This is a genomic window from Priestia veravalensis, from assembly GCF_001457055.1.
Classification (GTDB): domain Bacteria; phylum Bacillota; class Bacilli; order Bacillales; family Bacillaceae_H; genus Priestia; species Priestia flexa.
On sequence record NZ_KQ758673.1, the window covers coordinates 17,202 to 29,253 of the forward strand.

The 12,052-nt window shown below is 36.9% G+C and carries 13 protein-coding genes; 6 read left to right on the forward strand and 7 right to left on the reverse strand.

What is annotated here, in order from left to right; translation table 11 throughout:
• Window positions 1–53 precede the first annotated feature (53 nt).
• The 3 genes from AS180_RS15705 (at window position 54) to AS180_RS15715 (ending at window position 1,220) form a co-directional block, all read left to right on the forward strand.
• Entirely contained in the window at window positions 54–359 is a 306-nt protein-coding gene (locus AS180_RS15705; RefSeq protein ID WP_025910839.1) for an antibiotic biosynthesis monooxygenase family protein, read from the forward strand.
• 200 nt (window positions 360–559) lie between these two features.
• The gene (locus tag AS180_RS23625; RefSeq protein ID WP_226372982.1) at window positions 560–745 is read left to right on the forward strand and encodes a hypothetical protein; all 186 of its coding nucleotides are present in this window, start codon (window positions 560–562) and stop codon (window positions 743–745) included.
• The gene (locus AS180_RS15715; RefSeq protein WP_025910841.1) at window positions 720–1,220 is read left to right on the forward strand and encodes a GNAT family N-acetyltransferase; all 501 of its coding nucleotides are present in this window, start codon (window positions 720–722) and stop codon (window positions 1,218–1,220) included. The genes AS180_RS23625 and AS180_RS15715 overlap by 26 nt, the downstream gene beginning before the upstream one ends.
• A 144-nt stretch (window positions 1,221–1,364) precedes the next feature.
• Here the strand turns inward: AS180_RS15715 and AS180_RS15720 are convergent, their stop codons facing one another.
• Entirely contained in the window at window positions 1,365–2,810 is a 1,446-nt protein-coding gene (locus AS180_RS15720; protein WP_025910843.1) for an MDR family MFS transporter, read from the reverse strand.
• A gap of 113 nt (window positions 2,811–2,923) precedes the next feature.
• A complete protein-coding gene (locus AS180_RS15725; protein ID WP_061786145.1) occupies window positions 2,924–3,475 on the reverse strand; it encodes a TVP38/TMEM64 family protein in 552 nt (183 codons plus the stop codon).
• Window positions 3,476–3,748: 273 nt separating this feature from the next.
• Between AS180_RS15725 and AS180_RS15730 the strand changes: the two genes are divergently transcribed.
• Window positions 3,749–4,354, forward strand: a complete 606-nt coding sequence (locus AS180_RS15730; RefSeq protein WP_025910845.1) for a poly-gamma-glutamate hydrolase family protein — start codon at window positions 3,749–3,751, stop codon at window positions 4,352–4,354.
• On the opposite strand, the gene AS180_RS15735 is transcribed toward AS180_RS15730, so the two are convergent.
• Entirely contained in the window at window positions 4,351–4,950 is a 600-nt protein-coding gene (locus AS180_RS15735) for a TetR/AcrR family transcriptional regulator (RefSeq protein ID WP_062687129.1), read from the reverse strand. The two genes, AS180_RS15730 and AS180_RS15735, sit on opposite strands and share 4 nt — an antisense overlap.
• Window positions 4,951–5,070: 120 nt before the next feature.
• Between AS180_RS15735 and AS180_RS15740 the strand changes: the two genes are divergently transcribed.
• Together AS180_RS15740 and AS180_RS15745 are read left to right on the forward strand one after the other, a co-directional pair.
• Complete coding sequence (locus AS180_RS15740) at window positions 5,071–5,622, forward strand: hypothetical protein (RefSeq protein ID WP_062687133.1); 552 nt, start codon at window positions 5,071–5,073, stop codon at window positions 5,620–5,622.
• Between the two features lie 153 nt (window positions 5,623–5,775).
• Window positions 5,776–6,483 (forward strand): TerC family protein, encoded by a 708-nt coding sequence (locus AS180_RS15745; RefSeq protein WP_025910850.1) that lies wholly within the window; start codon window positions 5,776–5,778, stop codon window positions 6,481–6,483.
• A 71-nt stretch (window positions 6,484–6,554) separates the two neighbouring features.
• Here AS180_RS15745 and AS180_RS15750 read toward each other — a convergent pair whose 3' ends face one another.
• The 4 genes from AS180_RS15750 to AS180_RS23265 all read right to left on the reverse strand — a co-directional run bounded on the left by AS180_RS15750 (window position 6,555) and on the right by AS180_RS23265 (window position 11,813).
• A complete protein-coding gene (locus AS180_RS15750; RefSeq protein ID WP_062687130.1) occupies window positions 6,555–8,363 on the reverse strand; it encodes an acyltransferase family protein in 1,809 nt (602 codons plus the stop codon).
• Between the two features lie 241 nt (window positions 8,364–8,604).
• Window positions 8,605–9,774, reverse strand: coding sequence for a S8 family peptidase (locus AS180_RS15755; protein WP_062687131.1), 1,170 nt, complete (start codon window positions 9,772–9,774; stop codon window positions 8,605–8,607).
• 299 nt (window positions 9,775–10,073) lie between these two features.
• Window positions 10,074–10,634 (reverse strand): maltose O-acetyltransferase, encoded by a 561-nt coding sequence (gene maa / locus AS180_RS23260; protein WP_061786139.1) that lies wholly within the window; start codon window positions 10,632–10,634, stop codon window positions 10,074–10,076.
• An 81-nt stretch (window positions 10,635–10,715) separates the two neighbouring features.
• A complete protein-coding gene (locus AS180_RS23265) occupies window positions 10,716–11,813 on the reverse strand; it encodes a GerAB/ArcD/ProY family transporter (RefSeq protein ID WP_062687132.1) in 1,098 nt (365 codons plus the stop codon).
• Window positions 11,814–12,052 lie beyond the last annotated feature (239 nt).

Below are 12,052 nucleotides of genomic sequence, written 5' to 3' on the forward strand. Positions count from 1 at the left end.
AACGTGCTGTGGTAGACTGAAAAGTAAGAGTTAGCGACATTGGAGGGGAAATAATGTATACGGTATTTTCAACATTTGATGTACCTGATGAAAAGGCAGAAGAAGTCATCAACATTTATCAAAAGCGATCAAGGAAAGTCGATCAAGCTCCTGGTTTTGTGGATTTTCAGCTGTTACAAAATGATAAGCGTGCAGGAGAGCTGACGGTGCAGCTTACATTTGAAACGAAAGAGTCTTATTTAAAATGGGTGCGAAGCAAGGAATTCAAGGAAATTCATGAGCTTGAAAAGAGATATCCAGATCAAGAATTAGCAGCGGTCATTCCGAGCATACGTCAATATAAGGTTGTGGCTATATGACAAACCTTCCTGTAAATAAAATTGTAGAAAAGGTAACAGAACAAATTTATGAGCAAGAGCCTACGCTTTTACAAAAATTTGGTGAACGAGGGAAGCAAAAGTGAATCGAGGACAATCACTACCACATGAGATAGTTACATACGTCATACCTGCTTCAAAATGAAGCTGTGTTTAGCGATTACGCCTTATGGTTAAATAGTTTGTTAACGAGTCGAGGCATGAAAACGAAGCATATCATTGATAATTTTATCCTTATTGAAGAATTTCTTTTGGAACTAGCTGGAGATAGTGACGAACCAGCTAAATCGTACATCTTATATTTGCGAGCGGCGAATGAAGTGTTACGAAGAGAGGAGAAAAATGATTCGATTACTGACGAAAAATGATGCAAGACAATACGTAAAGCTAAGGCTTGAATCGCTTTTGGAAAGCCCAGCTGCCTTTTTAAAAACCTATGATGAAGAAGCTAGCACTCCTCAATTAGAAGAAGAGATGGGAGAGAAACTAGTGAAAGAGCATTTTTACACATTCGGTTCATTTCGAGGTGAACAGCTTATAGGAATGATTACACTTCAAGCAGAACAGCCTTTGAAAATTCGCCATAAAGGTAACCTTTTAGCAATGTATGTAGCAAAAGATGCACGAGGAAAGGGAGTTGCAAAAGAGCTTGTGCAAGTTGTGTTGGATAAAGCAAAACAATTAGGACTTGAACAGCTGCAGCTCACCGTTGTTTCAACGAATAAAGAAGCAATCGCGCTATACGACTCGTTTGGGTTTGTGACCTATGCGGTTGAACGAAATGCACTAAAGTATAAAGGACAGTACTGGGACGAAGAGCATATGGCTTTATCATTAAGATAAGCTTCATAATGCTGATTAGTAAATCATTGATTTTTAGGAGCTACTTATATGGTTATATACAAAAGAAGCCCGCATTAAAGAATGAAGCGGGCTTGTTTTATCTATATAGAAGTAACAGTAGAATAATGGTGTACCTTTAACAAATTAAGATTGAGAGAGCTCTTTTTGTCCTACTTTTTTGATTAAGACAAATCCGATAATGACAGCAAAAAACGCAAGAATCATGATGCTAGCAAATACCGTATGAATACCGACAAAGAGATGCCCTTGCACAGAAGCTAACGTATCAGGATCTACCTTTTGGTGCTCAAATGATGAATTAATCATTGAACTATCACCGCCGTTTGCATTCACTTGAAGGTTAAAAAGAGTACCAAATACGGCAGCTCCTAAAGTCTGGCTAAATGTATTCGTAAAGGTATTTAAAGAAATAGCTGTTCCACGTTTTTGTTGTGGTACAGAGCCTTGAATAATTAGCATGAGTACGGGCGTAATAATTCCCATACCAAGGCCGAGAATTCCAATTGAAGCATAAATGGACCAATCAGATGATTCCTGTGTTAATGAAAATAAAAAAGACGTTGCAATCAATAAAAAAATTGTTCCAAGCGTAATGACATATGTAGGTCTTAGCTTTGCAACCAGATGCCCTGAGAAAATAGAGGCAATTGTCCAACAAACTGGCATTGGCATTAACATAAAGCCAGCAGCTGTGGCGCTTTTTCCGAGAATTCCTTGCGTGAATAAAGGAAGGTATACTGTAATGCTAATTAGAATACCGCCCATAAATAGTGTTAAAAAGTTAACGGTTGTAATGGTAGAATTCGAAAAAAGATTGAGCGGTACAAGCGGTTCAGGAGACCTTTTTTCAATCCAAATGAAAAGAATGAATAGTACAAACGCGCTGCTAAACAAACCAATAAGTAAATCATCTGTCCACTGCTGTGTTTGGCTGCCTGTTAAAAGTGCATAAAGTAAAGCGATAACTCCTAATGAGAAAGTAACAGCACCTGGGTAATCAATATGTCGTTTTTCTTTTTGAATTTGTTCTTTATAATATTTCACAATCATAAACAAGGATAAAAGACCGAATGGAACGTTTAAAAAGAAGATGTAACGCCATGACAGCGTATCAACTAAAAATCCTCCTAATAATGGACCAATGACGCCAGAAACACCCCACACAGCGCTAATCCACCCCTGTGCTTTTACACGAGCTTGAGCTTCTTTATTTAAGTCGCCAATGATGGTCATTGTAATTGGCATAACTGCTCCTGCACCCAAGCCTTGAAAAGCACGAAAGATGATGAGCTGTGTCATATTCATTGCCATTCCACATAGAATTGATCCAATTAAAAAGATAATAATACCAACTAACAATACGCGTTTGCGTCCGAATAAATCAGCAAGCTTTCCATAAATAGGCGTTGAAACAGCCGTTGCTAACATGTAAATTGCATAGACCCAGCTCACTAGTTCAATACCTGATAGATCACTTGTAATTCTAGGCGTAGCGGTACTGACGATCGTTCCTTCCATCGCTGCTAGTGATGTAACGAGCATGAGTGCAATCATAATTTGTTTTTTCATAGAAGCAGCCTTCCTTTCTTAAATAACTCCAAACTTTTACAGTATATCTTATTTAATATTATTAAACAATAAAGCTATTAAAAAATAACCAAGCATTCGAATTGTATGCTTGGTTATTTTGCAAGAAATCGTTTCCGCTTATAAATGAATTTGCCTATATAATAAAGTGCAACGGTTAAAAGAACAACCCCTGCAATGACGTATTCATTAATCATATCTGATAATAATCCTGCTGATAAAAGAGATAAGATGGTGAAGTAAATGAGGTTACCCGATGCCGTTCCCCATAAAAACTGCTGAAAGCGAATAGAGCTAACGGCGGCTACGAAGTTAATAAGACTAGTCGGAATGAACGGAAAAACTCGTACTTGAAAAACGTAGCTTGTTCCGTTTGCTTCAATTTTTTCAAGTAAAGAAGGCTTTATTTTTTTTAATAATCCATCCTGGAAAACATAGCGAACCATTAAAAAGACGCAAGCTGCTGCTAGCATACTCGTAAACCAACTCCAAATCAATCCTAGTTCGAATCCTAATAGATTTATGTTAATGGCAATGATTAATACAAGTGGAATCATGGTAAACGCATTTTGCACAAGCATGGCAACTAGCGTGAACAGCAGTGTTATTAGTAAGTTTTCTTTTAAAAAGGCTGTTATCTTATCCATATCACCAGTGCGAATCGAATTAAATAAATCAGTATTAGTAATACAAATGATTAATACAATAGCGACTAGAAAGAGCAAGCCTGCTTTTATCCACGTTTTAATTTGAAATCACCTTTTTCATTTGTTAAGTTAACAAACAGTAAATAGGCTTTTATTATATCTTAGCTCTCTGAAAATGAACATTAATTTACTATAGAAGGGAACTAAACTTACATGAATAAGTAGAGAAAAGGTATGATACGATAGGGTTAATAAAATAAGCGGGAGACAAGTATGAAGGACACATATAAAGATTTTGCTGAATTATCAAAGTTTGAACGAGCTGAAAAGGATTATCGAATTAGAACACAAGCAACCTCATCTGAACTGCTAGTGCTAGCCATTCACGGTGGGAGAATTGAGCAAGGAACATCGGAAATGGCTATTGCTATTGCAGAGAAACAAAATAGCTATTATCTGTTTGAAGGGATGAAAAGTGCTCAAAATCGTAAACTGCATATTTCATCTTCTCATTTTGATGAGCCTACTTTATTATCTATGTTGAAAGAAGCAGAATATGTTCTTAGCATTCATGGATATAAGGAGACAAAGAAGAAGCATACGCTAATCGGTGGGTTAGATGAAGAGAGAAAGAAGTGGGTATACAAGGCGTTGAGAGATGCGTCGTTTAGTGCTGAAATTGTTGGTCAAGACCACTTGTTATCAGGTACGCACAAGCATAATGTTGTGAATAAAGGAAAGCGAGAAAAAGGCGTCCAACTTGAAATTAGCTATCAAGAAAGAGACAGCTTTTTTCTAACAAAAAACCAGTATACGAATTCTTTTTATCGCTATGTAGCAGCAGTTCAATTGGCATTTGTAGAAAACGGCACACCCTAGGATGTGCCGTTTTCTTGGCCTGAGCAAATGCTTTGTAAATAATCACGAATAACAGCTTCAATTCTGTCGCTAGTTACTCGATCTCTGTCAAACATTGCGTGCAGTGCTAGCCCATCAATTAAAGCATAAAGCTTTTCTGATTCCAGGTCAGTGTTTATCTTTTCTTTTAATACGTTTTCATTTTCTAGGTAAAGCATAATTTTTTTCATACCGGAGAAAATTCCATCATCAATAGGTCCTTGATTTTTATGTTTATGATGAGCTGTGAAAGTAAGCCAAACCTCCATTTCAGCCATTTTTTCATCATTAGTTGGAACGATCTCTAGCAGCATTTTTAATACTTTTTCCTGTGGAGGAAGGTCCTGTGAAGCAATTGAAACAATTCGTCGCTCAGCTTGTTCTTTAACTAGTTCCATGGCATAAGCTAATAAGTCATCTTGGGAAGAAAAGTAGTGACGCAAGGAGCCAAGTGATAAATTTGCTTCCTTCGCAATATTTCTAACGGTAGTACCTTCCATCCCTTGCTTTAAAATAACTCGCCATGTTGCTCTGGCAATTTGTTCTTTTCGTTTTTGATGATCAACTAATTTTGGCATGAATTTATTGTAGCAATAAAAAAGACAAGTTGCAATTTTACAATACAGTTGTATTAATAAAAAAGAAATGCTAAAATGGATTTAAATAATACAACTGTATTAAAAAAGAGGGGTGGAGGCTTGAATTTTATTGCTTGGATGATTGTAGGGTGCGAAATTGCTTTTTGGATTGTTATTTTGTTAGGGTTAACAACACGATATATAGCTAAAAAAGAAAAGATGGGTTTTTTCCTTTTAGCATTAACGCCGGTTATTGATTTGATCTTATTGCTTGTTACTGGAATTGATTTATATAATGGTACGAAAGCGACGACTGTTCATGGTATTGCAGCCATTTATATTGGAGTATCGCTGGCATTTGGTAAGAGCATGATTAAATGGGCAGATGAGCATTTCTTATATTATGTGATGAAGCAGGGGCAAAAACCAATCAAACGTTTTGGAAGAGAGCACGCTAATCATGGGCTAAAGGGATGGTTTCAACATTTAGTTGCGTATGGAATAGGAGCTGGTCTTTTAGGTGCGCTTATTTATCTATTAAATGATTCACAACAAACAGAAGCGTTAAGCGGTATACTGCGAATATGGTCTTTAGTTTTAGCCATCGATTTGTGTATCACCATTAGCTATTTTATCTGGCCAAAAAAGATGAAAGAAACAATTAAACAGTAAGCTGTCCAGTGCTCACTTGTAGGTGAGCATTCTTTTTTGATGAAAGTAGGATAATAGGATGTATTTCGGTTATTTGAAAATTTTCAACTTATTTACACTGATATCCTTTATAATAGAAAACGTTAGAGAAATGATAGATAAGGGAGAAAGAGAATGGACATTTTAAGTGCAGAGTTTTTGTCAGCGCTTCTTGCTATTATTATTATTGATTTAGTTTTAGCTGGCGACAACGCAATTGTAATCGGTTTAGCAGCAAGAAAGTTACCCAAACATCAGCAGAAAAAAGTAATCATTTGGGGAACAATTGGAGCAATTGTTATTCGTATGCTTGCAACATTAGCAGTTGTTTGGTTATTAGAGATTCCAGGTTTACTTTTAGTTGGAGGAATTTTATTAACGATCATTGCGTATAAGCTCTTGGTTGAAGATCAAGATCATGATGTAAAAGCTGGAGATAGCATGTGGGCTGCAATTCGTACAATCATTATTGCAGATGCATTAATGGGGTTAGATAACGTATTGGCAGTTGCCGGTGCAGCACATGGAAGCTTTTTATTAGTAGTACTAGGGTTGTTAATTTCAGTTCCTATTGTGATGTGGGGAAGCACGTTAATTTTAAAATGGGTAGAAAGGTTTCCGATTATTATTATAATTGGAGCGGCAGTACTAGCTTGGACCGCTTCTAAAATGATTGTTGGCGAGCCGTTTCTAAAGCCTTATTTTGAAAATGGTTTCGTTAAGTATGGTTTTGAAGTGTTAGTCATTGCTGTAGTTATTGGAGCAGGGAAAATGAAACAAAGGAAAGCACAAAAGCAATCTGTAGAAGAAACTATTGAGAAGGCTCAATCTTTTTCTAAGTAGAACCGAGCTTATAACCCAAACAAAAAAGAGGTGCATTTCGCACCTCTTTTTGTTTGGGTTGAATTATAGGCTTATGAGATGTCCGTACTTTTTAGCATAGCTTTATAGATAAGCTTTGTTAATTGTTCGGCACCTTCTGGAAGAAGATGAACGCCATCCTTGGTAAAGTATTCTGGATGATTGGCTCCTAAAGTATGCCAATCAACAAGCATCACGTTTTTAGATTCTTTTGCTGCTTTTTCTAACTTCTCATTTACTTCTGTTTCCCATTGTCGTGGAACTCGTGCATTGATGAGATACACATCTGCTTTTGAGAACTGCTTAAGTAGTTCATCTAGCTGTTCTTCTGTAAAGTAACCATTCGTACCAAGTTGAATAATAACTGCACTAGAAGGTTCGTTAAACTGAGCATAGTTCTTTGCGACGTTTAACGCTTCTGATAGCTGTCGACCAACTTTGCCATCAATTACAATATTAGGATAAGTTTCTTGCAGGGGGTCAGCTAAGTTAAGCATGACTGAATCACCAATTGATAGAACTTGAGTATAGGAAGGTTCCTTTGCCGATGATTCTTTTTCTTTCAGATTGTTATCCTGTGATATTGGCTTTGCTGTTGTTTCAATATGAACGGCTTCAGGCTGTTTGCTTTCTGTTTTTTTAGGTTCTAAAATCCCCGTAACGCCAAGTGTAAACAATAAGAAAAAAATAACAAATACTATAGGCGCAGCAAATTTTAGATGAGAACGAAATGTAGCCGACGGTTTGAATGTTGGCAGTGTTTGCCTAAAGAAGGTTTTGAAGCCTTCTTTTCGTATAGGTTGTTCAATAAATCGATAAGAGATTTCTGCGATGAAGCATGTCGCTATAACTTGTAAGCTGATATGTACATAATTGAACTCACCAAATTCAGTAGTAGGTGTTGTTAATGTAATAATAGGGTAGTGCCATAAGTAAATGCCATACGATCGTGTACCAATCCATCGTAACGGCTTAAAAGATAGTAGTTTACCAATTATGCTACTAGGGTGTGAAATCGTTGCGACGAGGACAGCGGCATTTAAACTAACTAAAAGCATACCTCCTCGATACATTGATGGGGCAAATTCATTTAGTAATGAAGTGCATAAAAACACTAACAGCAAGCTTGTAAGGCCAGCAACGTTTAAAATGAACTTTCCTGTGCTTGGGACATTTTTAGAAGATAAGCGATAGAGTGGCCAAACAAATGCTAAGCAACATCCAATTAGCAATTCGAATGATCGTGTATCAGTGCCGTAATAAACGCGACTGGGGTCCATACCTGGTTCATATAGAGCTCCCATTAATAGTGCAGACACTAAGGCTCCGCAGCTTATAATGAAAAGAACAGTCTTTTTCTTCCTTGTAAACCGCAGTCCAATTAGCAATAAAAGTGGCCATATGATATAAAATTGCTCTTCGATTGCAAGTGACCATAAATTTTTTATGGGAGAAGGTGATTGAAAGCTATCAAAATATGAAACATCTTGAAAAATAAACCACCAGTTACTTACATAGAGCAATCCTGCTATCGCATCCCCTTGTAAAGTAGATAAAAGAGATGGTTTGAATAAAACCGTCCAAGCAACTACGCATACAACCATGAAAAAAGCTGCAGGAAACAACCTTCGTATTCGGCTTTTAAAAAACGAAGGAAGGAGCAGTTTTTGGTGCTCGTCATATTGTTTCAATAAAATAGATGTAATTAAATATCCTGATAAAACAAAGAAAATGGACACGCCTAAGAAGCCGCCGCTTGCCCAACTAAAGCCATAGTGATATGCAAATACAAATATAACAGCTAGCGCTCGAAGTCCATCTAATCCATGAACATATCGATGCTGTAGCTGAGTGTTAGCCATATTAAAGACTCCTTTACAATCTAAATTGTCATGTGTATGTAAATAATATTTTTATGAATCTGAAAGATAACCTTTGAAAATTTCAGAACAAACCACAAGATATATGGTACAAAGAACTATTTTACCCGTAAAGTATTTTTTACCATATCGTCATAAAATTTAACACTTTTAGCAAGAAAATATTTTTTGACGTAAAAGAACCGGACGTACCTTTGGTAAATCCGGTTCGTACTTTTAAATTTTATAGAGGAGAGCGCACGGCTCTGTCTGCATTTATTCTACCATAAACCCAGTTTGTTCCTGTACCTATTATTGGGTCACAAGTATTTTGAATGACTGTACGAATTTGAGACGCGCTACGTCCTTGAGCTGCTAATAATGCTGCTAACCCAGCTACGTGTGGAGCTGCCATAGACGTACCGCTTAAATAAGAGTAAGTGCTTGTAGGGTAAGTGGATAGAATGCTAGAGCCTGATGCTGCAACTTGTACCCAAGTTCCAAAGTTTGAAAAAACAGAGCGTTGATCAGAGGAAGTTGTGGAAGCAACTGCAATTACGTTTGCGTAAGCTGCAGGGTAAGTGAGGGCATTGCTACCATTGTTGCCGGCTGCTCCAATAACAACAACCCCTTGGCTAGCCGCGTAGTTAACAGCCCCTTCAAGCGTAATGGTGTCTTGAGGAGAGCCTAAACTCAAATTAATAACTTGTACTCCTTGGTTGACCGCATAAATAATGCCATCGGCAACTTGACTTAGTAATCCGCTACCACTGTTTGAAAGCACTTTTACTGGCTGAATTGATGCTAAAGGAGCCATACCAGCAATGCCAGCTCCATTATTGGTTGTTGCTGCAGCAATGCCAGCTACATGAGTGCCGTGACCATTAAAGTCATTTGTGTCAGTATTATTATCAATAAAGTTATAGCCAGGAACTAACTTTGATGCAAGGTCAGGGTGGTTTGTCTGGACGCCTGTATCAAGTATGGCAATTCTAATGCCAGCATTGCTTTGAGTAACATCCCATGCAGAAGGAGCACTTACTTTTTGAGGGCCGTATTGAAAGGAATAGAACGGATCGTTTGGAATATAGGAAGCTTCAAAAACGTAGTTTGGTTCTGCGTATTCAACTTCATCGAGCTCTGAGTATATTTTCATCATCTTATTAATATTTTTAGCTGTAGTAACCACTTGAAAACCTAATGTTTCATTACAACATGAAGCTTCACATTTATATTTTTTATGAATTGAAGCAATTGTATCTTCATCAACGTTATCATTAAATTTAACAATAAATTGATCTTGGGCAAATGCTGGTTGTTTAACCTTTAAAGCTTGTACCAATTTTTTAACTACAAAAAACAAAAGTGTAATTACACCAAGTGAACCTGTAGTTAATGCAATCCATGTTAGCATAATACCAATCCTCCTAATTTTGTAACACCTTATATCATATGCGCTGCTACAAAAAGGGATTGGACAAACTACCTGATTTCAAAAAAGAGGCTGAAACACAAAGAAAAGAGTTCTTCTTAAAGGCGAATTATGACGTTTCTAACGGATTTAGGTTATAAGAACATGTTCGTTGTTCATTACGATTCATTCCATGCATTTTCGGAGCAAAGAAAAAATATCCGAACCATTGCAAGGTAATTCACAAAAGTTCGGATATTTGCTTAGCTGAAATACTTATGTTCCAGCTTTCATTGTCCCGGTTATCTATTAATTTCTTTAATAACTCGTGCAGGGTTTCCACCAACAACTGTGTTTGGAGGAACGTCTTTCGTTACAACGGCTCCTGATGCAATGACTGCATTATCACCAATAGTAACGCCTGGATTGATGATAGCGCGGCCCCCAATCCAAACGTTATTTCCAATGACCACAGGCTTTCCGTATTCTCTACCGCTGTTACGTTCAACAGGATCAAGCGGGTGAGTAGCTGTATAAATATGAACGCCTGGTGCGAGCATACAGTTATCACCGATAGTTACAGGACAGATATCTAAAATTAAGCAATCAAAGTTTGCATAAAAGTTTTCGCCTACATGAATGTTGTATCCATAGTCACAGCGGAAGATTGGTTCAATATAGATATTTTCTCCAGTGGAACCAAACAACTCTTTTATTAAACTCATACGGTAAGTATCATCTGTCTCAACTGCTTGATTAAATAATCTTGTTATCTTTCTTGCATGAGTGCGATCTTTAATCAATTCAGAATCTCCAGATATGTACATTTCTCCTGCAATCATTTTTTCTTTTTCTGTTTTCATTTTTTATTCTCCCTACCCTTTTTATTTAACGTTTTCATATCGTAGTTTAGCGTAAAATTCGGCGTTCGTTAAGTAAAGTAGTTAAGAATCCACTAGCTTTTTCTTTATTCGATCAATAACAAAAAGGCAAAGAGGCAGAACAAAGCCGATTGTGCCTGTATAAAAAGGAGAAGTAGTAAGCGTGTAAGTTCCTAAAAACGGACCGCTTGGCACAAAGATATTGGAAGAAGCTAAAAACAATAATCCGATAGGTAGGGTTAAGAAACGATATGAACTTAAGTTAAATAACTGCGCTAATCCTAAGTTTAATACAAACAACAAAATGCTAAGCTTGAAGAAAATTGAAATAAACCAAATTATAGCGACAATTACTTCAATGCGGGTTATGAAATTTGTCACATTAATTTCTTGAGCCAATAGGTAGGTAGGAGAAAGACGAGCAGAAGTTTGATTTACTCCTAAAACTAAAATGCAAAGAAAAATAATGATAATTAAGAAAACACCGCCAATCAGTGTACCGATATAAACAGGTGTGCGCTTTTTACTCGTCCATTTAACATAAGGAAAAATCATTAAAAAAACAACGGTATCCAAAAATGGAAATGTCAAAAAGTGAACTGTAGAAATGAAAATAGGCCGCAAACCCATAGTAAAGAATGGCTGAAAGTGATCAAAGTTAATTTGTTTAGTAAGAAATAGTACGAGTAGGCTAAAGAGAGCAACGACCCATGGGAATAGGATTTCACCGGAACGTGCTAAAACCTCAAGTCCTAAGCGAACGCCAAACAACGATACGCTTAACACAAATACGTAAATGGGAACAATGGGGGTTTCAGGCATAACTTGCGTAATGATAAAATCACCAATATTATAAAGTGTTAAAGAACCTGCTACTAAAGGGAAAGTTAAAAAAATGATAGAAAACAATTTGCCAATCCATTTGCCGAGAATTTCTTCGGTGAACTCAGTAAATAGCATTGTTGGATATCGTCTTCCTAGTGCTATGTATAAAGGCATAATACCTAAAGCGATGATTAGCGTTAAAATACTTGTAATCCAAGCATCTTGTTTTGCAATTGAAACAATGATAGATGGGATAACTAAAATAGCACTCCCAATTATATAAAGGCTAAGTAGCACGATGAATTGTTTTTCAGAGATTTTGACATGTTTTAGCACGCTGGAAAGACCTCCTATACAAGGCATATTGTTTTTCAAGCCTTATATGCTCGTTAGTATGCCTAATTCGACGGTACTTATGAATAATGAGAAAAAAAGTAAAGAGTTTAGGACATAACAAAATGATTGCTTCTAAAAGACGAACACTCGCTGTTCCCATCTCTTTGATTTGTCTCAACACGTTCGTTCCATTGCGCTACGGCCACTCGCTTTCCGCGGGGAGGAACCTGAGCTTCCTC

Coding starts and splice junctions, on each gene's coding strand:
- AS180_RS15715 (WP_025910841.1), top strand. CDS start 720: ATGATTCGATTACTGACGAAAAATGATGCAAGACAATACGTAAAGCTA.
- AS180_RS15730 (WP_025910845.1), top strand. CDS start 3,749: ATGAAGGACACATATAAAGATTTTGCTGAATTATCAAAGTTTGAACGA.
- AS180_RS15725 (WP_061786145.1), bottom strand. CDS start 3,475: ATGGATAAGATAACAGCCTTTTTAAAAGAAAACTTACTAATAACACTG.
- AS180_RS15735 (WP_062687129.1), bottom strand. CDS start 4,950: ATGCCAAAATTAGTTGATCATCAAAAACGAAAAGAACAAATTGCCAGA.
- AS180_RS15750 (WP_062687130.1), bottom strand. CDS start 8,363: ATGGCTAACACTCAGCTACAGCATCGATATGTTCATGGATTAGATGGA.
- AS180_RS15745 (WP_025910850.1), top strand. CDS start 5,776: ATGGACATTTTAAGTGCAGAGTTTTTGTCAGCGCTTCTTGCTATTATT.
- AS180_RS15755 (WP_062687131.1), bottom strand. CDS start 9,774: ATGCTAACATGGATTGCATTAACTACAGGTTCACTTGGTGTAATTACA.
- AS180_RS15720 (WP_025910843.1), bottom strand. CDS start 2,810: ATGAAAAAACAAATTATGATTGCACTCATGCTCGTTACATCACTAGCA.
- AS180_RS15705 (WP_025910839.1), top strand. CDS start 54: ATGTATACGGTATTTTCAACATTTGATGTACCTGATGAAAAGGCAGAA.
- maa (WP_061786139.1), bottom strand. CDS start 10,634: ATGAAAACAGAAAAAGAAAAAATGATTGCAGGAGAAATGTACATATCT.